This is a genomic window from Embleya sp. NPDC050493 (assembly GCF_044458105.1).
GTDB lineage: Bacteria > Actinomycetota > Actinomycetes > Streptomycetales > Streptomycetaceae > Embleya.
Map to the genome: position 1 here is coordinate 1 of NZ_JBITHP010000060.1, position 19860 is coordinate 19860.

Consider the following 19860-nt stretch of genomic DNA (forward strand, 5'->3'; position numbering starts at 1 on the left):
ACGACCCGAAACCCTTCGTATGGACCAGGACCGCCGACCAGATCCTCGAATCCCTCGCCACCTACTGCCAGCGAATTACTGACTCAGGACACTAGGATCGCTCCTGGTGATGGTCTGTTCTCCCGGGTGAGCGGTTCGGCGACGTGGGCCGTGATCGTCCGCACCGGACCGACGGCTCGGAGGAAGCACTGCGATGAACGAGCCCGGGGATGCCGCCGACGTCGTGGGAAGCGGGAGTTCGGGTGCGGGGTCGCGTGGGTCCTCGGAGGAGGCTTCGCGCGAGTTTGTGGAGGACATCGTGGTCGTCCACGAGGGCGACGGTGTGGTGCACTTCCTGTTGATCGCGTACGTCCCCGGTGACTCGGGCAACGCGGTGGGGTATGTCTTTCGGCGGCCCGTCGGCAGCGACGAGGCGGCCGAGAACATCCTTGCGACCAACGACACGCTCCGCGAGCTGTGGTGTTCGCCGCAGGGGCATGTGTGGGCGACGAGCAGCACCGGTCTGGTCTGGACGAGCGCACCTGTTCCCTGGATGGACACCATGCCGCCGGACCTCGAGTTCGACACGCCCGAAGGCGGTGTGACCTGGCATCACACCGCGCTGCCCGCACAGGCGCACAACCGCGGCCGGCCGAATCCGGCTGCCGTCTGGGGGACTTCGGACGACGACGTACACATCGCCACCTTCGGCGGCGTGCTCTACCACTGGAACGGCCGCTACTGGTCGCAGTTTTACCCGGGTATCGGCGCACCGATCGGCGCCATCCGCGGCCGCGCGGTGAACGATGTATATGCCGCCGGCCACAACAGCACCCTGCTGCACTTCGACGGGACCGCGTGGACGCGAATCGCCGATCCGGACGGCCCCGACGCGGCCGACCTGTTGGCGGGCATCACCTTCGACGCCGACGACGTGTACATCGCCGGCAGATCGCGCGGCGGCCGCATACTTCGCGGGTCCGCACGGTGCGGCTTCTCGGTGGCCGTACGCGACCGAGTCGCCGCGATCGGCGTGGCGTTCGTCGAGGGACGGTTGTTCTGCGCCGCGGGGAAGGGCGGCGTCGTGGAACTGACCGCCCAGGGCCCGAAGACGCTTCGCGACGACATCGCCGCGTGGTCGATCGCCGAGGGCGAGGGCCGCGTGTACGTGACGGAGACACCGGGAGAGGCCGCGTACTCCGAACTCGACCTCGCCACCGGGCGATGGCACCGCCGGTACTACTGAGCGACGTCTCGTGCGGTGTGGCCGCAACCGTGGCCGAGCCGCGTTTTGGGCGGCGTATCGAGTGGCGGCGACGGGCAACTCCGCGGTCCTCCGCGGTCCTCCGCGGTCCTCTGCGGACCCGGGGCAGGACGCGGCACCGCATCGCGTTCGACGGCGGGAATCGAAAGCGCGCGAGCCGCTCGACATCGATGCCGATCCGCCCGTGCACGCGCGGCACGACGAGGAAGGCGAGTTCGTGGGCATTCTGCAAGCCCGGCGTCTTTCGGGGGACTGGCTGCCGCTGGTCCACGGGTAGTCGGGTCGTCCGTCGCGCGGTGCACGGTGCACGGTGCACGGTGCACGGTGCACGGTGCACGGTGCACGGTTGATCAGGATGCGTCCCACGTCTTGGCGTTGGGTCGGCCGTCCGGGCGAACAACGACGCGACCTCCGACCATGTTCGGGCCTGCTCGAACCGGATGGCACCGGCCGCCGCTCCGACCCTGCCCCGCATCCGGGCGGAATTCGCGCTGGCCTGCCGCAGCGGGCACTGCGCCGGCCCCGCCGACGTTGAGGAACCGCAGCGCATGTGTCGTGACCACTTGGCGCGCGTGGCCGGCGTGTCGAAGGATCCTTCGTCGAACGATTCTTCGAGGAGGTGGGTACGCCGTGAAGCGGGCCGGTCCGGTGTCGGCGGCGGCGCCGTGATCGGAGGCTCTTTGCCGGACACGCGGTGTCGTACATCCCCGTGCCGTGAACTCGTCGGCTGTGGGCGGACTTTCCCGGAGTCGTGTTGTCCGTGCCTTGCGGCAGCATAAGGCCTGGTGGCCCGGGACGAGACTCGGGAGCCGGTGACGTTCGGGGGGGTGTCCATGCGGACGGTGTTCGAGGGCTCGGTGCACGTGGCGTACATGCAGATGTACGTCGACAGCCGCGCGGACTGGGCGGCGATCGAGGACGACCATCGGGCGGGTCAGGTCAACGGCCTGTGCGGCGCCGCCGCGGAGGGGTATCTGTTCCTGACCACCGGCATGCACACCGGCCACGTTGGGCTGACCATCGAGGTCCACGACACCCCGCCCGCGGTGGACGGGCGGTGGGAGGACGTGGTCGAGGCACCGTTCACCCCACAGACCCGCACCGTGTGGCTCGCGCAGTGGGAGGGCGGAATCGCGTGCGAGTTCGAACTCGATCCGGTCGACCATCGGGTGCGTTACTGCGCGGTGGGGATGGACGAGGCCACCGCCCACGGCGTGGTGTTCGACGGCGAGCCGCCGGTCGACCGCTACCTGCTGCAGTTCTGGCCCGCGCCCTTGGAACCGGACCGCGTGGTGCGGCAGACGAGCAACCAGGCGGCCTACTGGAACCAGGTCGCCCGGGACCGGCCACCGCCCCCGACGCCCCACGAACGGGCCGCGGCAGCGCGCGCGGCCCGCGAGGAAGAGGCCCGCGCGTACGCGGAAACCGTCCGGAAGTACGAACTCCGCATGTGGGCGGGCCGGTTGCCGACCGAGCGGCTGCGGCGGGTGGGCGGGAACGTGCACGGTATGCGCATGCTCGACGTGCATCTGGTCCACGCGATCGGGCGGGTCGACGACGGGACGCAACGCGAGATCGCGCGCTGGGCCGCGCACCGCGCCCATGCTCTGGCGGGGCTCGACGGCGTCGACTGGATCGCCCCGGCGTTGGCGGCGCTCGATATGGGCGCGCCGCTCCCCGCGCCGTTCGACGACCCGGGCGTAGCGTGGCGGCGCCTGCTCGAGGACCCGAACGTTCCACGCACCACGATCACCCTTCCGGACGGGACCACCCACAACGCGCTCCAACAGGCTTGCGCACTGCCGGCGTTGCTCGGCGCCGCCGAGCCGGACTCCCTGCAGGCCGCCCTGGACGCCCTGTACGCCGCCGCGGTGACCCATGGCATCGACCACCGGGCCTTCCTGGACGAGGTCCGCGACACCTGGCCCGGGCTCGGTGTCGTACCACCGGCGCCGGCCGAGTCGCCCCCGCCGCCCTTTCCCTTCCCCCTGCTCGCCCGGGACGTGCCCGACGACACCGCGTCGGGCGAGCCGATCCCGGCAGCCGAAGCACAACCCACCGCTTCGGCGCCCGACCCGAAGGCCCCGAAGGCCCCGAAGGCGCCAAAAGGCCCGCAGGCCCCGAAGGCGCCCAAGGGCCCGGCGGCCCCGCCCCGTACCCGCCCATCGACCATGCCTCCCGTCGCTCCCCCCACCGCACGGCGGCCCCCTGGCATGGGCCTCGCACCGCCGGTTCCGGCCCCCGGTCCCCGGCCGTGCCCCGCCGGCGAAGGAGTCCCGATCGCGAGAGCCGAGATCGTCATCGCCGCGACGTTCCCGGGCCGGCCGGCGGCTGTTGAGGCCGTCGCAGCGGAAGGGGCGGCACGTTTCCCGATCAGGGAGGACGTCGAATCCGACGGCGACGGCGACGGCGAGCAGGAGCCTCCGGACGCCGGATGAACACCTTGCGCACGAGGGCGGGGGATGTCGTGCACGGACATGAGACGTGCCACGACCGGGTTTTCTGCGGAAGGGCGGTTGCGAGCGGTGTCGGGGACCGCGGCGCGCGACTCGCTGCCGCACGTCGGCAAGCTCCCGCGCGTGGTGGTCGCCGAACCCTGATCCATGGATGCATAAAGGATTCATATAAAACTGCTATGCTTCGCGCGTGAGTCGCCGAGACGCCGCGCACGGCGCTTCCGATGCCATCGGGTCAGCCCTCTACGGTCTGGCCACCAGGGCCGTGAGACGCCTTCCCCGCGACATGAGCCTGACGTCCGCCGCCACCTTGGCCACCCTGGACAAGACCGGCCCGCGACGGATCACCGATCTGGCGGTGGCCGAGGGCGTCACCCAGCCCGCGATGACCGTCCTGGTCCGGGTGTTGGAGGAAGCCGGGCTGGTCGAGCGGAAGGGCGATCCGTCCGACAAGCGGGTCACGCTGGTGTGCCTGACCGAGGCCGGCGCGTCGTACGTCCGGACGCGACGCCAGGCGGGCGTAGACACGTACGCGCGGTTGATCGACGAACTCAGCGGTGACGAGGTCGAGGCCCTGGCAGCGGCCCTTCCGGCGCTGCTGCATCTGGCGGAGCTCGAAAGCCAGGCCCGAGAGGAGTCGGACCGGTGACCGCGGCCCAGGCTCGCGACCAGCCCACGAGCACCGCGCGTTCCGAGGCACGTCTGCTGGTCCCCGCCCTGATGTTCATCGCCCTGGTCGTGGCGGCGGTCGGCAGCCTCGGGACGCCGCTCATCACCAGCGTGGCGACCACGTTCCACGTCTCCCTCGACAGCGCGCAGTGGACGCTGACCATCGCCCTGCTCAGCGGCGCCGTCGCCACACCCATCCTCGGCCGGCTCGGAGCCGGTCCGCACCGGCGGGCCACGATTCTCGCCACACTGGCGGTCGTCGTCGTCGGCAGCGCGCTCACCGTGCTGCCGCTGCCGTTCGCCTGGCTGCTCGTGGGCAGAGCGGCCCAAGGCGTCGGACTCGGTCTCACGGCGCTGATGATGGGCGTGGCCCGCGACCATCTTCCCGAGGAGCGCAGCGCGGCCACGATCGCCCTGATCTCGGTGGTCTCCATCATCGGAGCCGGTGTCGGCTACCCGCTGGCCGCGCTGCTCGCCGAGTTCGGCGGACTGCGGGCCGCCTACGGCCTCGGCCTGCTCGTCACCGCCATCGCCTTCGTGACCGCGTGGCGCTCCATGCCCGCAGCTCCGGAAGGCCGCTCCGCTCACGTGAACGTGGCCGGTGCACTCCTCCTGGCGGGTGGACTGCTTCTCGTCCTGTTCCTGGCCGGCGAGAGGAGCCTGTGGAGCCGACACCTCGCCGTGGCGGTGACCCTTGCCGTCGCCGCCGTACTCCTGCTCTGCGCCTGGACCGTTTCCGAACTGCGAACCAGGACGCCCCTGATCGACATTCGGGCGGTACGGCACCCGGCGGTCGCCGGGGCGAACATCGCCATGTTCGTCGGCGGGAGCGGCATGTACCTCCTGCTCACGCTCATCACCCGCTACGCGCAGACGCCGCACAGCGCCGGCTACGGCTTCGGACTGACCACCTTCGTGGCGGGGTTGGTCCTCATCCCGTTCTCCGTGCTGGGGTTCGTCGCCGGCAAGCTCACGCCGCGGGTCCGCGAACGGATCGACGGCCCCCTGGTCCTGGCCGGCAGCGCCGCCATCGTCGGCGGCGGGTTCGTCCTGTTCGCCACCGCCCGGTCCAACCCGGCCGAACTGCTCGCGGCCATGGGCGTGCTGGGCTTCGGCGTCGGCAGCTTCTCGGCCGCCATGCCCGGCGTCATCCTGGCCGTGACCCCCAAAAGCGAGACGTCGAGCGCCATGAGCTTCAACCACGTCGTCCGCAGCGTCGGGTACTCCCTGGGCAGCGCCATCGGCGGTCTGATCCTGGCCGCCGGCACCCCCACGGGCCAGCTCTTCCCGAACGACAACGCCTACACGACCGCGGCGCTGGTCGGCGTCGCCGCGATGGCGATCACGACGATGGCCGGCCTCGCCCTCGCCCGCCGACGCCCACCCGAGACCAATGCGATCACAGCCCCAGTCGGTGTGCCGGGCCTGGGCCGGTCGAGTGGAACCGGAAGCTGAGGATCGAAGCCGTCCGACTTCGACGCCTTCTCCGCCGGCTCGCTGACCCACAGCGTGCCGGCCATGGATGCGAGCATGCTTGCGAGCATCAAGTCCGAACACAACAGGAACCGTGGCCAAGGGCCATCGGGTCAGCGCCTACCGCACCATTGCGGACCCGGAGAAGCCGGCTGCCTACAACAAGCCGCCTGGTCCAGCCGTCCAGGCCACGGGCGGGCGGCTGTTCGCCCTCCGCAGCCGGGTCGTCGCATGCCCACTGCTCCGAACTCTCCACTACGGCATGCCATTTACTGCGGGAGCGAGCGGAGCCGCGTCCGACCCGAGATCGCGCAATGCTCGCAGAAACCCGTTCGGCCGAGGCCGGGTCCCGCTCCGCCGGCAACGGCCACCGGCCCTGCGGATCCCCGGCGCCCTACCGCAGCCCACCGAGCTTGAGATTCTGTGTGACGACCGTCAGCTCCACACGAATGCGGAGGGCCTTTGTTCGTTTTGTCTGTGCGGGATGCGACACCGACCTGACCGTTCCCGCGTCCCGGGTCTGCCTTCCGGTTCACGTCGGTCAGGAGTACGGGAGCGGGGCTCGGCTTCCGGTGCTCATGGAGTCGGGGACGTTCGCCGTGGCCGACGCCGGGGGCGACCATGGCGGATGTAGGACGCGAACCGGGCGCAGGCACGCGGCATCCACGCGCCGGCCCACGCCCTCTCCGACAACACGCCCGGCGAGATCGTCATCGCGCCCGCATCCGCGGAACCCGGCTGATCCCCGAGAAGCGCGGCGACGCGTGCTGTGGCCTGGACGGGGCCGACGGGCCCCAACATGGCCACAGCAACCGCCGCCCGGTGCGACGAACGAGCTCCGGCATCGACGCCCGCGACACTGCGGCCGCCGGCACCGTGATCGTGCCCGCTTCGCCGCGCCGGCGTCCGAAGCGGTGCCCGTGGAACGGTCAGGGTTGCCGAAGACGGCCGGGCGGGGGTGGTTCTCGGGGCACGACATGCAGCGGTCGCTTCACCCCGGAGCAGGCGATCGGTGGTGCCACGCCCGCCTGGTAGGTCGCGCGGCGCCAAGGCTGCGTGCCCGGGCTGCGCAAAACCGTGTGCCGGCCGTCTTCGTCGACGCGCGGATCGCTTCGCAGGGCCGCCTCTCCCGCAACCGCGTGATCACGCTCCGGCGTCCCCGGTGGCATGACGTCATCTCCCGTGCCTTCGCCCGCTCCGCTGCCGTGGTCACACTGCGCCGAGGGTGCGGATCCGACCGATCCCCTCGGCTGTCGAGGCGTCCACGTCACCGGAAACACCCGCTGCCTCGCCCACCTCACTCCCGCCGAACGAGCCGCGTACCTCACGAGCCTGACCCCGGGCGATCCCGTCGACCACCGCGGAACCACATTCGACGCGGGACTGCTCGGCGAACTCCTCGGCGCGCTGTGCAGCCCTGCGACGGCGACACCACACATCGGCGACGCCCGGTTCACCGGCGCGGAGTTCACCGGCCATGCCCGGTTCGACAACGCGATGTTCTTGGATGCGGCCCGGTTCGACGGCGCGACGTTCTCCGCCGATGCACGGTTCGACACCACCACGTTCGTGGGCGACGTCCGGTTCGACGGTGCAAGGTTCACCGGCGACGCCTGGTTCGACCGCGCAAAATTCTCGGACGAATCCCGGTTCGACACAGCGCAGTTCCACGCCGTGGCCCGGTTCGTCGGGGCCCGGTTCACCCACGCCCGGTACGAGAACACTTCGTTCCGCGCCGACGCCCGGTTCTCGAACGCCAAGTTCTCGGCGAGCGCGCGGTTCAACGGCGCCAGGTTCGCCACCGACGCCTGGTTCGAGAGTGCCACCTTCTTCGGCGACGCTCGCTTCGACGGTGCGAGCTTCTCCGGGGACGCACAGTTCGACGGCGCCGGGTTCGTCGTGGACGCCCGGTTCACCGACGCGACGTTCTCGCGCGGCGCCCGTTTCGACAGCGTCACGTTCTCCGGTGACGCGAGATTCGGCGAGGCGACGTTCGTCCGGGCCGGCCGGATGGGACCGATGCGCTGCCGAGGGTGTCTGGACCTGTCGGGTGCCGTGTTCTCCTCACCGGTGGAGATCGAGGCAGCCGCCCGGCGGGTTGCGTGTGTGCGCACCCGGTGGGAGTCGACAGCCACGGTGCGGGTGCGCTACGCCGAGGTGGACCTGACCCACGCGGTCCTGACACAGCCGATCGCGATCGTTGCCCACACCGTCGCCTTCTTGTATGCGCACGGAACACCGCAAGCCGAGACCGGCTTCACCCGCGACACGGCCGTGCGGATCGTGTCGATCCGCGGCGTGGATGCCGCACACCTGGTTCTGACCGACACCGACCTCACCGCCTGCGTGTTCAGCGGTGCCTTCCACTTGGACCAACTCGGGCTCGAAGGAGACACCGTCTTCGGCGCGCCCCCCATCGGTTGGCGCCTGCGCAGGGGGATCCCCGCCCGTCTGGCCCGCCGCCGAACGATCGCCGAGGAGCACCACTGGCGCGCCCTTCATCCACGCAACCCCCCGCCCCCACGCGGTTGGACACCGGGCCCCGGCCACCCCGATCCCGCGATTGCCCCCGGGCCCGAGGACGTCGGCCCGGTCTACCGCGCACTGCGCAAAGCGTCCGAGGACGGAAAGAACGAACCGGACGCCGCCGACTTCTACTACGGCGAGATGGAGATGCGCCGCCACGACCGCAAACGCACCACAGGGGAACGCGCACTGATCACCGGGTACTGGCTGCTGTCCGGCTACGGACTGCGCGCCACCCGTGCCCTGTGGTGGCTCCTCCTCGCCATGACCGCCACCGTCCTGGCGACGATGCTCTGGGGACTGCCCACCACCGACCCCAAACCGCACACCACCGGTATACAGGCCCAGCCCGGACAACGCGTCGACCTGGTCACCGGCACCCCCGACGCGGTCCTGGCCGGGGGCATGCACGACCGGCTCACCGCCGAACGTGCCGAGAAGGCCACGCGCGTCGTCGTCAACTCCGTCGTCTTCCGCTCCTCGGGCCAAAACCTCACCACACCCGGGACCTACATCGAAATGGCCTCCCGCCTCCTCGAACCAATCCTCTTGGCGCTCGCCTTGCTTGCGATCCGCGGACGTGTCAAACGCTGATCGCTGCGGCCGCGCGATGTGTGAGGTCGGCGGCGAGTTGGCGGTGCCCGGATTGGGCATGACCTCAGTTCTGAGGGAACACTTTCGACTTCTACGAATTCCTCCACGTGACCGGCCATGAACACGCCGGAGTTCGACGTGCTGCGACCGCACCGGCGCCGCCCTTACGGGTGGATCGTCCGCGGTCGACACCTTCGGCAGGGGTACCGGATTCACCGCGACCAGCGATGGGGGTACAGGTCGTTCCGGCTGGATACCGACGACAGAATCGGCCCGCACATCAACGTGATGACGGGCAAGGGCGCATCGGTTCGAAAATGGGAAATAGGGTTCCTGGTGGGAGCATTTCGACATGGTCGAGGCGGAACGTATGACCGGCGGTAGGTCTTATGGGAGTCATCCGGAGTACCTTCCGGGCTTCGTGAACGACCCCCGGGACGACGACGGCCGGCAGGTGGTGAGGCTGGATCTCGCGGAGAACCGCGCACTGGCGGCAGCGACGCTGAGCCGGTTTCCGGCTGCCACCGGCGACGTGATCGACTTCGAGTCCACTCCGTTCGAGGACCGCCTCTGGTGGGACGACGAGGAGCACTGGACGAGGATGGCGGCGGAGCTGCTCTCCTCGTACGTACTGCGGGGTGAGCGGATCGCCGTCATCTGGGGCAACTACCTGATGCCGACCGTGACCATGCCTGTGGATGTCGCGGTGCGGCATGCGAGGGACATCCTGGACGCCGGGTCGCACTTCTGGATGCACCCGATTGGCGGTTCGGTGCTCATCGAATGTCTGATGGATGGACAGGTGACGGTCGTGACGATCCCGTCGGGCTGAGTACAGAACCCGCGCGAATTCCCAGCCGAGGAATCGGCGGGAAATTCTCGCGGATTCCGGCACGTAACGCTGGTATTCGCGCCACCCTGCTCCGCACCCACATGGCCCGCCCCATGTCGCTGAGGAGCCACGGGTGCGCGATGGGCACCTACGGCGGGCATCGTCCGGGTGAACCCGCTCGCCTCGACGCTTGCGACGGCCGCTTACGAGAGCCGTGTACCCGGCGGAGCAGGGCAAACGTTCGTCCGGTTTCCCGTGGGGGATGAGATCGTCTCCAGGACGGGTTCGTCCGCGACCAGGAGCGGGGGCGAGCGTCGTGTACGGGGAGGGTGCGCCTTGACGGAGAGACGCGTAAACCGGCGGCGAACGGTGCTGGAGGCGCTGGAGCGCGACCGGTGAATCACCGCCGACCTCTTTTGCTCGGTGCAGGAGCGGAGCACCGTTCCCGGTCCGTTGATCTTGCAAGGTGCCCCTCCTGCTGCGCTCGCGCCATTTGCGCTCGGCGATCACTGCCGTGCCCTTGAGTGGTCGGTCCGGTGGTGCTGTCCGGCATCTCTCATGTCCTGTGTTACCGGCGTTCGAGAGCGGGTCGTATTCGTGGACGCCGATGTGGGTGGGGCCGGTCGGTGAACCCGGTCTCCCGGCCTTGGTCACGGCTCGGCGTTGGCCGGACAGAGGGGCCTTGGCTGTGTCGCGGTGCCCGTGCCCGGCGTACCGAGCGCGTGCCACGGCGTTGGACCGACGCTGTGCACCGAACGGCTTCGACGTGTACGACCCAACGGAGATCGCCATGCACCCCGGCGCATCACCTCTGGCTTCGGCCTGGCCGTCGGAACTACCCGTAGGGCGGGGCCTGGTGCTCCGCGTCGAAGCTGCGCGGCTTCGCGAGGGCGGCTCGGCGCGGGTCGACTCCGTCCGAAGCTTCGCCGGGCGATGCCCTATCCTCGCGACGATCAGTGTCGGGCGAGTTCGGGGGAACGTCATGCGTCGGAGGATCGTCGGTATCGTCGCGGCGGGGGTGCTCGGACTCGGGGGTCCGATGTGGCTGTCCGGATGTACTTCGTCGGATGGGTCGGGTTCCTCCGCTTCGAAGAGACCCCCCGGGTCGGCGAGTGGCCCGAACGCCGGTAAGGGGCCGTCCTATTCGGGTCCCGTGCTCCCGGGGCTCCAGGCGAGCCCGGTGTGGTCGCTCGCGACGCCGCAGGGGGCGGGTGGTGAGAAGCCGAACGTCTTTCCGGTGGGTACGGCGGTCGTTGTCGCCACCGCGAACGGCGCCCGCACGACGGTGGAGTTGCGGGACGCGGCCACCGGACACGTGCGCAAAAGCTTCACCACCGACGGCCGGGTCAGCGGTGAAACGTGGTGGGGCAAACCGGCGATCGTCGTGCGGGAACAGCGCGTTGTGCCGTCGGATGGACTGAGCGCCGAAAAGCGTTCGTGGTCGGTCGACGCCTACGACGAGCGCGGCGAGCCGCTCGGGCGGACCGAACTGCCTTTCCTGGGAAGGGAGAGCACCAATGGCGCTGCCATCGAGGACGGTTGGCTGATCCGGACCACCGACAGCCGCCCGGGCGGGAGTGTGACCGTGCTGCGTGCGGGCGACACGGGATCGGGGCAGTTGTTCACCTGCGCGAAGGATTGCAGTTTCGCAGTCGGGAGCGGGCGTCGCGCCTCGGTGGTCGGCAGTGGCGAGGTGCCGCTTCTGGTGAACGGAACGGTGTTCACGATCGAGCGCACGGGCACCGGCACGCTCGCCCCGCGCCGGATCGTCGCCCATGACGCGGCCTCCGGTGCGCGGCTGTGGGCCACCGACACGGTGGACAAGCCGGCCGGTGCCGACCCGAAGGCGTACGACACCGGCTCGGTGCCGGACATCCTCGGCTCCGTCGACGGCAGCATCGCCATCGCGTGGGACACGAAGCCCTACGGCCAGGCCGCGGTGGTGAGTCTGCACGATCGGACCACCGGTCGCCTGGTGGCCACCGGGCCCACCAGCCCCGAGGGAGCGTCGACCGTCCTCACGGATGCGACCGGCGCGGTGGCGGTGCTGGGCAGCGGCGGCACGAACTCCCGGAGCACCGTCTGGGAGCCGTCGTCGGGCCGTACGTTGTGGCAGCAGGCCGCAGACGAACACCCGCTCAGCGCCGACAGCGTCGTCGGCGGTGTGCTCTACGGGATCCGGGCCGATCAGGACACGATGAACACTCGGACCCCCATCGCCGTCGACGTGCGCACCAAGCAGGTTCTGGCGCAGGGCTTCGACGCGACCTACCTACCGACGCCGATCGGCGAGCGTTTCGCAGTGGTCGCCACCCACCTCGCGGTGTTCGTCTTCGCCGTCCGACCGCAGTAGCGCGCCACGCGCACCCACGCCCAGCACTTCCGCGCCACGCGAGCCCGGAAGTCATCATCGTACGAACGACGAGTCGTCGTACGCCGCGCGGAAGGGCCGGCGCGGAAAGGCCCGCGCGGAAAGGTCGCGTGCCGGCCGGGAGCGGAGCGTCGGCGAACCTCCGTCCTCGCACTGCGGTCGTTCCGGGTCCGCCCCCGGGTGCCGATTCCGGTCGGCTTCGGGTGGCGGCGACTGCCTACTTGGCGAAGTCCGGGGTGGAGAACCTCTAGGCGCGCCGACCATCGAGGCGGATCGTCCACGGCTCGACGCTGTCCACTCGAAGGTGCGTCTCGCTCCACGGATCACGCGCGAGCATGGCACGGACGGCGTCCTGCGATTCGGCCTCGACGACGAGCACCACGCGATGCTCGTCGGCGAGTGGTCCGCCCAGCACGACGACACCCGACTCCACCAGCTCGTCCATGAAGGACGCGTGGGCGGGCCAGTCGGACTGCTCCTGCATCGGGCGGGACGGATCCCAGCGGGGACCGGAGCGGCGGAGGAAGACGAGGAACACAGCCACGCTCGGACTCTACCGAACCGCAGGAGGGCAGCACGCCGCGCGCCTGCGCCGCATGCACGAAGGCCCTGGACCCCCGGCGCCGTTGGTGCGGACGAGCACGAGCGGTTCGCGGTTGGGCCGCCCCCATCGGAGTACCGCACGACACCGGCACGCACCCACAACCGGCCCCATCGTTACCCCGAACCGAAAATCTCAGTATCGTCCGCGGCGGCGGGTCGTCAGCGTCACCACGATCAGCATCAGCAGGGCGGCTGCGGCGTGCACGAGCGACAACGTCATCCGCTCGTGCACGGAGCTCATTTCCCGCTCGATCCGTTCGTCGGTCGGTCCGAGCCACAGGCAACCCATCGAACGCCACAGCCGGATCATCGGGGCCAACGCGAGCACGGCGGCGGCCACCATCGCGGTCGCCTTCAACGTTGCCGAGCCGATCGCGCCGCGCCGCGTTTCCCGTGCCGGACCGTGCCGGACCGCGCGGTCCCGGGACACCAGCACGGCCCACGCCAAGACGAGCACCACCATCGGCAAAGCCGTGACAAGGACCGACCTCATCGCCACGCCGGTGGCACCGTTTCCCACCGGCACGTGCTGGTCGGTCAGCCGCAAGGCCGCTCGCTCGGCCGGTTCGTCGATGCGGGACGCCAAGTCGGCACGCCAGTCCCGGTACACGAAGTACATGAACACGTCCGCGACGACCATCGCCGCCGACGCCACGCCCGCCGCGATGCCCACACCTCGCAGCCACCCCGACCGGCCGGGCCGTGCCGACGGAGGCGGCGCCCAAGCCGTGCGATTCGGCTCGGCAGCGAATCGACCGGACGACACGGCTCGGCCCCCCACTCGAGAAATGGTGCGTACCTCCAGGGTCCTGACGTCGGGTCAGCCCGACCAGCCGGTGCGCCACTTCGTACGCGAACCGTCACAGTCCCGTGACACCGGATGTTCGTCGGGCCGAGGCCGAAGCAACGGCGCTCGCAAGGCGGTTGCCGGGCCGGGGCGGTAGAGGTCCTCGCCGAACACGTCCGCGAGCTCTTCGACGTCCTCGGCGTGCCGGCCGCGCCAGGCCTCGATCGCTTCGGCCCGCTCGCCCGCCTCGCGCAGGCTTCGGCGGGCAGCGCGCGCTCGACGTAGGCGGACACGTTTCCCGCCGACGCGGTCTTGGCAGTGGCCGGCAGGTCCGTGGGAAGCGTCACCGTGACCCGTTCCTTGATTGTCGTACCGCCGCGAAATGTGACCGAGTGGGTGACGATCTCTCGGTGGGTGTGGGTGTGGGTGTGGGTGTCGCTGTCGGCGGGGTTGCGGCGGATCGGAGAGGTTCCCGAGGCGTCGGTTGCCGTCGATAGCCTCTTCGCCCATGACCATCAGACTGACCGATGCCGAGATCAATCAACTGGTTCCCCGGTTCGAGGCCTTGGATCTGGGGGAGTGGGACCGGAGCGCGGTGGAGCGTGCGACCGCCGGCCTGGGGTGGACGCTGCGTTCCGGAGACGACACCGGGCTGAGGTTCGAGGGGCCGTTGTCGGGCGGGTGGGCCGCCGCCTTCCGAGGGCATGTCCACGGTTCGCCGCACGAGGGCCGCTTCACCCTGCTGGAGTGCGAGTTGGCACGTACCGAGGACGCAACCGTTCAGGAAGCGGTGTTCGAGGCCGGCAGGAAGGCGATCGAGGCATGCATCGGGCCGGCGCCGATCCGACGCGGGCCCGGGCCGGTGTTGCGCTGGCGCCGCGAGGAGACTCTTCTCGAGCTCGAGTGGGGCATGGGAGAGGTGCGGTTGGCGCTGTTGTCGGCGGCGGTGGTCGAGAACCACGAGTACCAGGTCTCCAGGTGGAGCGCACGCGACGACGCGGTCGCCGAACTCGGGGTGTGGCAGACTCTCGGGCTCGGCCGTGCGGGAATGGAGGACGTGTTCGTACCGGGCGAGCAACAGGCCCAGACCTGGGAGGAGTTCGGCCTGGGACTGGAGGAGACGCTGTCGGCGATGGTGTGGGACATGGGCCGACTGGACGACGAACTGGTTTTGGTGATGCGGCCGAGCACGGACGAGGACAACCCGAACGCGGTGCAGTTGACCTGCAACGGTCGGCTGCTGCACCTGGAGGCGAGCACCGCGGTGCTGAGCCCGTCCACACTCGCGGGCCTGGGTTGGCGGCCCGGCCCCGAGGCCGACTTTCACGTCCTCGACTTCCCGCACCCCCACCCCAGGGACGCCGGGCGCGCGGCCCGGACGCTGGTGGACACCTTGCGCGCGCAGGACGTGCAGCTGGGCGATCTGCGGCACACGGCGTGGCTGAACAGGAGCGACTGCACGCTGATCCTGTACGGGCTGGGCCTCGAGACACTCTGAGCGGTCCTGGCGTCGGCCACCACACCGGCGGGGAGGTGGTTGCCGGGTTCCCAACTGGCTGCGCTCCGGGACCGAACACCGCAGGAGGCGCATTGTCGGTCATTGCCGCACGGGCGGACCTTCTCGATACGACCGAGAACCGAGAGACGATTCCTACCGGCGCTCCGACCATCAGATAGCCCCGGCGATTGCCGTCCTTCATCCAGGACTTGCCAGCCGGTCATGTTCGCTGCCAGGTAGTGAGGCTGGTACGGCGGCGGTGCCGAGGGAGACGTAGCCGCGCTTGTCGTAGCGGTATCGGGCCAGTGCTGCTTGTACCGGTGATGACTCGTTCGACATGTTGCGCTGCCTATAGGCCTCGCGGTCGAGGCTGGGCCGCCGGGCAAGGGCGTGTTGTGATCACGTCCGGTCCCGCCTTCGTGATGCGTCAACGTGCCGTGCGGGTAAGGAAGTTGTGGTTTGTTCGTTGTCTTCTGTCTGTCGGCGGCCGGGTCTACGCTGGATGCATGCCTCCTGGTGAATTGGTGCGGCCCGGCCCCGACGCCGGCACGACCGACCTTGTCTTCCGCGAGAAGGGCGGTTCGGGCGTCCAGGCGGTGCTCATCGCACTTGCCGCTGTGGCGTGGGTGCCCATTCTGTTCGGCGGCGCCGGATGCGTGATCTTCTGGTTGATGGTCGCCTTCGGCGTCGGCTCCGCCGAGGCGCTGTCCGTGGCCGGTTTGTTCGCGGCAGCCGCCTCCCTGATCACCGGGCCGTTCGTCGCGGCCAAGGAGCTGCGTCGTGTCCGCCGGGTTCGGTTTGCCCCGACGCAGGCCCCGGCCCGGTTCTGCTTCGTGCGAGCCCGTCGGCCCGGGCCATGGCTGCCGATCGCCGACCTGGCGCGAATACTTCTGCACGAGACCATCATCGAGACCGACATGGGCGGCGACCCGCGGCCGGCCGGCGGAACGGTGTCGGTGGCGATTGTGATCGGCGATGACCAGGTTGTGCACGTCTATTCCGGCCCGGATTCCCCGGACGCGCGGCAGTTGAAGCAGGACCTGGATGCCCTGCTATCGGGAGTCGGCGTCCCCGTTGTGTTGGAGACATCGCACATGCGATTGCCCAAGCCTCCGGCGAGCCCTTCGCGCTCCGGATCGGCTCATGTTGCCGCGATCGTCACCAATGTGAACTCAGGCGGTGCAGGCCCCGGCAACGCGGGCGGGTCCACCGGCGGCGCGTGATCCTGTGACCGGCGTGTGTCCGGGCCGGGGCTGGGCGGGGCGGGTCGGGTCCAGCGGGTGGTCCGGTCCCCGTACGCGCGCACTCGCGACACCCGCGCCCGGTCTCCCCGAGGTCGACCGCGTCCGGTCCCCGTACGCGCGCACTCGCGAGGCGGACCGATGTCCCCGGTTCGGGAGTTCGTGGCGTGTGCCGGGCGCGGGCTCGGCGGAACCGCGGGCCGGCGTCGACCACGGCGCCGGCCGATGCATTGCTGGACGTACAACAGGCCACTCGGTGGCGGCGTCATCCCACGGTTCGCCGACGCGCATGTACTGCCGCCGGAACACGGTGCTGTTCGCGTTGCGTCCGGACTGCTCGTGCGGCTTCTCGGAGTGTTTGCCCGATTTTCCTCCCCGCGGACCAGACCCGGGAGGTAGTCGGGACGGCCTCGGTGGCCCGGATCAGGCCGAAGGGAGACACCGGACGCTGCGGGCGGCCTCGGTCAGGGGCCGGGTGATGTTCCGCGAGGGTACCCGAGCGGCCCGGGCATCGATAGGGTCGGCGGACCGACGGCCTGGGGGGACGGATGGATTCGGACGCGTCCGAGCGAGGTGATTCCACCGGCGATCCCACTCCGGAACGACGGACGGTGGTCGAGTTCCACCGTCGGGTCGCGCTCGTGGGGTCGGTGCTCCTGGCGGTCGTCGCCGCGTCGACGTGGTGGTGGCTGGGGGCCCAGTCCGAGCGGCCCGAGGTGGTGCGCGCGGTGTTGGCCGTTTTGGCCGTGTCGGCCGTTGTCTCGATATGGTTCCACATCGGCCGCACGAGGGTCGGGCCGGACGGGATCACCGACACGGTCGGCCTTCGATCCGTTCACATCCCGTGGGAGCGGGTGGCGAGCGTCTCGGTGAACGACGAAAAAAGTGACGCGGGCGTCGTGATCCGTCGATCCGACGGCCGGCCCGAAGTGTCGCTCTTCGCGCCGTCGTTGTCGCAGTTCGGCCGTGAAAATCGTTTCCGCCGTGACGTCGAGCGGTTGGCCGATGCGCTGCCGCCCGGCGTGCGGATGTCGGTGCCGGCCGAACCCTCCGGGCCACGGATCCGTCCTTGGCGAATCCTTGCCGCGTGCTCGTTCTCGGCGATCCTGGCCGTGGCCTTCGTGATCGACCGACCGTGGACGATGTCCTGGTGGTCGAATCGCCACGAGGTCGCGAACCTCGCACCGGCCTGCGAACTGATCCGCGAACCGGCGGCCCGCCTCGGGCTGTTCCATGAATTGGTCTGGTTCCCCGGGAGGCCCGGAAGCCCGGCCGGATGTGACGCGGAATCGGAGGACGGACGCCGCCTCACGCTCGCCGTGCATCACTTCGAACCGACCTACGGCTGGGGCCGGTCCGCGACGGAATCCGCGCGCGCATGGTTCGACCGCGATTCCCAAGCCGAAACCCGGAAGAACGCCTCGCCGGTGCCTGGCCTGGGCGACGAGGCGTACGTGATGCACTCCAGCGGCATGGTCACGGTGACCGTGCGTCGCGCGAACGTGATCCTGACAGTCACCTACCTCACCCCCCGGGTACCGCCCGAACAGGCCGACCGAGTAGCCGCCGACGCCGAACGGCTGGCCCGGGAGGTCACCGCCGTACTCCGAGTCGGCTGATACCGGGACCGCACGGGCGGCTCTTCGCCGACCACGAATCCGCGGCGGCGTCCTGCGGCAAAACGGTTGCGGGGTGCAGCTGGATCGGGATGTTCACGGGATGTCTCGGCAGCCCGAACGAGGCGGGTCCCTTCCATGCCACCCGCATGCACACTCCTTGCCTGCATGCCATGAAATGACCGCTTCCGATTGCAAGGGATCGGTGTGGCGGGTCGCCAGGAAACGCTACGTCGCCGACCGATGCCGGTGGGGGCGAGCCGGACACGCCCACGGTCGCCGAGATGGGCGCCGGAGGCGGCGAGGCCGGGCCACGGCGGTGGTGGGCTCGAGCGGCGGTTGTCGGTGCGGCGGCGTAGCGTTCGGGTTCGGTCTCCCCTGCCGGGTTCCGAGTTCCGGGTTCCGGTGTGGAGGACGTTTCCGATCGGGGGTGGGTGCGATTTCCGTCGTTGATTCCGCGCGTGGTCTCGTGTTCGTCGACAACCACTCGCTGCACCTGGTCGCGGGGGAGAGGTTTGCCTGGGACTGGCCGTATTCCGGGAACACCACCGGTCTCGTCCAGGCCCGGGACGACGAGGTCCGCTTGAGCACCGGATTGGCGACGTGTGTGCGGATGCCGTTGACGGTGGAGGTCCACGACGCAGACCCGGGCACACCGGCGGGCGGTTGGGAGGACGTCGCGGAGTCCTCGCTGACCGTGCACACCGACGACTTCCACGTCGTGGAGATCTGTGACGTGCCGTCCGTGCGCCTGCCCTTGGGCGCTGAGGGAGCGGCCACGTACCGGGTCCGGGTCCATGCCCACGGACGGGACCTGGAATACGACGGCAGCGCCGGCGACCCGGCGGGCGAGCGCTACCTCGTCCAACTGTGGCCCGCGGCCCACGCCCCGGACCGCGTCGTACGGCTGAGCGCCTTCGCCCGGCGCGCCCTGGACGCCGCCATCGCCCACGCCCGCAACCCCCTGCCACCTCTCCCGCTCCCGCCCCGGATTCCGCCCGGCCCGCCCATGACCGAACCGCGCCCGACGTCCGCGCCGGCCTCGGGCAGCGGGCAACACCCCACAACCATCGAGGCCATGCGGCGGTCCGCAGACGACGACCGACGGATTCCTCCCGCCCGCTAACCTGCGGTCCATGAGCCCGGACGCCGAACCAAGCGCGTTGGCGGCCCAACAGGACCTCCCGGCCGACCTGGTGTGGCCTGCTCCGACACCCGCACGCCCGCCGCACGGTGGCGCCGCTGCGCCGGGGACCTGACCGAGCGCGATGATCGAGGAGATCATCGCGCTCGGCTCGGCACGTTCCCTCGCGACCGACTGCTCCTTGCCTGCCGAGGGCGGGTCCCGCCTGGCGGAGCATCCGGAGCCGGCGGTCCGGTGCGCGATCGCCGCCGGCGTAGCGGACCATCCGCCGGGGTTGTCGGCCCGACTGGCGGGTGATTCGGATCCGTCCGTGCGGATGTTCCTCGCGATGAACGACCATCTGCCGTCGGAGTCGCAGGCCTGGCGCGATGGGCCTGCCGACAGCCGACAGCCGACGGCTGACCGCCGGGCGAGCGCTACTGGCGAGGTGCTCACCAAGGCGTGCCCAGCGGCGAGGATGCCGGCGGACCGGCCGACCGGGAACGCCCGTCCACGACGACGAATTCCGCCTGTGCGCAGCGACGCAGGTGTGGATCCCCTCCCCGTGCCCACCGCATGCGGAAACGGCATCCTCGTGTGGCTCGACTCCGGCTGACCCATCGTCAGTCACCGCTCTCACACGTTGCCGACGGCCTCGAACGCGCCGCGCTCGCATCGCCGGCCGCGTGTCGGTGATCGATGCGAACATCCGCGAGACGGTGAAGCGAGAGGAACGACATGGGCAGCTGGGACATCGGCCCCTTCGACAACGACATGGGCGCCGACTTCGCCGACACCCTGGATGAAGCCCCCGAAACGGAGCGCGAG

General features: G+C 70.1%; 15 protein-coding genes. 13 read left to right on the forward strand and 2 right to left on the reverse strand.

Annotated features, from left to right (window positions below; genetic code table 11):
* Positions 1-193: 193 nt before the first annotated feature.
* The 7 genes from ACIBM5_RS46495 to ACIBM5_RS46525 all read left to right on the forward strand — a co-directional run bounded on the left by ACIBM5_RS46495 (position 194) and on the right by ACIBM5_RS46525 (position 12146).
* Positions 194-1225: a hypothetical protein gene (locus ACIBM5_RS46495; RefSeq protein ID WP_396012760.1), complete on the forward strand. Its 1032-nt coding sequence runs from the start codon at positions 194-196 to the stop codon at positions 1223-1225.
* 845 nt (positions 1226-2070) lie between these two features.
* Positions 2071-3681 (forward strand): hypothetical protein, encoded by a 1611-nt coding sequence (locus ACIBM5_RS46500; protein ID WP_396012761.1) that lies wholly within the window; start codon positions 2071-2073, stop codon positions 3679-3681.
* A 208-nt stretch (positions 3682-3889) separates the two neighbouring features.
* On the forward strand, positions 3890-4348 hold the full coding sequence (locus ACIBM5_RS46505; RefSeq protein WP_396012762.1) for a MarR family winged helix-turn-helix transcriptional regulator: 459 nt from the start codon (positions 3890-3892) through the stop codon (positions 4346-4348).
* 71 nt (positions 4349-4419) lie between these two features.
* A complete protein-coding gene (locus tag ACIBM5_RS46510) occupies positions 4420-5823 on the forward strand; it encodes an MFS transporter (protein WP_396012774.1) in 1404 nt (467 codons plus the stop codon).
* 1185 nt (positions 5824-7008) lie between these two features.
* Entirely contained in the window at positions 7009-8961 is a 1953-nt protein-coding gene (locus tag ACIBM5_RS46515; RefSeq protein WP_396012764.1) for a pentapeptide repeat-containing protein, read from the forward strand.
* Positions 8962-9313: 352 nt separating this feature from the next.
* A complete protein-coding gene (locus tag ACIBM5_RS46520; protein ID WP_396012765.1) occupies positions 9314-9793 on the forward strand; it encodes a hypothetical protein in 480 nt (159 codons plus the stop codon).
* 1153 nt (positions 9794-10946) lie between these two features.
* The gene (locus tag ACIBM5_RS46525) at positions 10947-12146 is read left to right on the forward strand and encodes a hypothetical protein (protein ID WP_396012766.1); all 1200 of its coding nucleotides are present in this window, start codon (positions 10947-10949) and stop codon (positions 12144-12146) included.
* A gap of 265 nt (positions 12147-12411) precedes the next feature.
* On the opposite strand, the gene ACIBM5_RS46530 is transcribed toward ACIBM5_RS46525, so the two are convergent.
* Both ACIBM5_RS46530 and ACIBM5_RS46535 read right to left on the reverse strand, forming a co-directional pair.
* Positions 12412-12708, reverse strand: coding sequence for a YciI family protein (locus ACIBM5_RS46530; RefSeq protein WP_396012767.1), 297 nt, complete (start codon positions 12706-12708; stop codon positions 12412-12414).
* A gap of 192 nt (positions 12709-12900) precedes the next feature.
* Positions 12901-13440, reverse strand: coding sequence for a hypothetical protein (locus ACIBM5_RS46535; protein ID WP_396012768.1), 540 nt, complete (start codon positions 13438-13440; stop codon positions 12901-12903).
* 622 nt (positions 13441-14062) lie between these two features.
* On the opposite strand from ACIBM5_RS46535, the gene ACIBM5_RS46540 reads away from it, so the two are divergent.
* From ACIBM5_RS46540 to ACIBM5_RS46565, 6 genes are all read left to right on the forward strand, one after another.
* Positions 14063-15052: a TY-Chap domain-containing protein gene (locus ACIBM5_RS46540; protein WP_396012769.1), complete on the forward strand. Its 990-nt coding sequence runs from the start codon at positions 14063-14065 to the stop codon at positions 15050-15052.
* 395 nt (positions 15053-15447) lie between these two features.
* Complete coding sequence (locus ACIBM5_RS46545) at positions 15448-16275, forward strand: hypothetical protein (RefSeq protein ID WP_396012770.1); 828 nt, start codon at positions 15448-15450, stop codon at positions 16273-16275.
* Between the two features lie 566 nt (positions 16276-16841).
* Entirely contained in the window at positions 16842-17912 is a 1071-nt protein-coding gene (locus tag ACIBM5_RS46550) for a hypothetical protein (RefSeq protein ID WP_396012771.1), read from the forward strand.
* Positions 17913-18378: 466 nt separating this feature from the next.
* Positions 18379-19035 (forward strand): hypothetical protein, encoded by a 657-nt coding sequence (locus ACIBM5_RS46555; RefSeq protein ID WP_396012772.1) that lies wholly within the window; start codon positions 18379-18381, stop codon positions 19033-19035.
* A 142-nt stretch (positions 19036-19177) separates the two neighbouring features.
* A complete protein-coding gene (locus ACIBM5_RS46560; protein WP_396012773.1) occupies positions 19178-19648 on the forward strand; it encodes a hypothetical protein in 471 nt (156 codons plus the stop codon).
* Positions 19649-19770: 122 nt separating this feature from the next.
* Positions 19771-19860, forward strand: a 90-nt coding sequence (locus ACIBM5_RS46565) for a DUF4259 domain-containing protein (protein WP_396012775.1), incomplete at its 3' end; no start/stop codon positions are given.

What these genes read in the sequence shown, in the direction of transcription:
- ACIBM5_RS46495 (WP_396012760.1), top strand. Translation starts at nt 194, where the DNA reads ATGAACGAGCCCGGGGATGCCGCCGACGTCGTGGGAAGCGGGAGTTCG.
- ACIBM5_RS46510 (WP_396012774.1), top strand. Translation starts at nt 4,420, where the DNA reads ATGTTCATCGCCCTGGTCGTGGCGGCGGTCGGCAGCCTCGGGACGCCG.
- ACIBM5_RS46515 (WP_396012764.1), top strand. Translation starts at nt 7,009, where the DNA reads ATGACGTCATCTCCCGTGCCTTCGCCCGCTCCGCTGCCGTGGTCACAC.
- ACIBM5_RS46520 (WP_396012765.1), top strand. Translation starts at nt 9,314, where the DNA reads ATGGTCGAGGCGGAACGTATGACCGGCGGTAGGTCTTATGGGAGTCAT.
- ACIBM5_RS46540 (WP_396012769.1), top strand. Translation starts at nt 14,063, where the DNA reads ATGACCATCAGACTGACCGATGCCGAGATCAATCAACTGGTTCCCCGG.
- ACIBM5_RS46550 (WP_396012771.1), top strand. Translation starts at nt 16,842, where the DNA reads ATGGATTCGGACGCGTCCGAGCGAGGTGATTCCACCGGCGATCCCACT.
- ACIBM5_RS46560 (WP_396012773.1), top strand. Translation starts at nt 19,178, where the DNA reads ATGATCGAGGAGATCATCGCGCTCGGCTCGGCACGTTCCCTCGCGACC.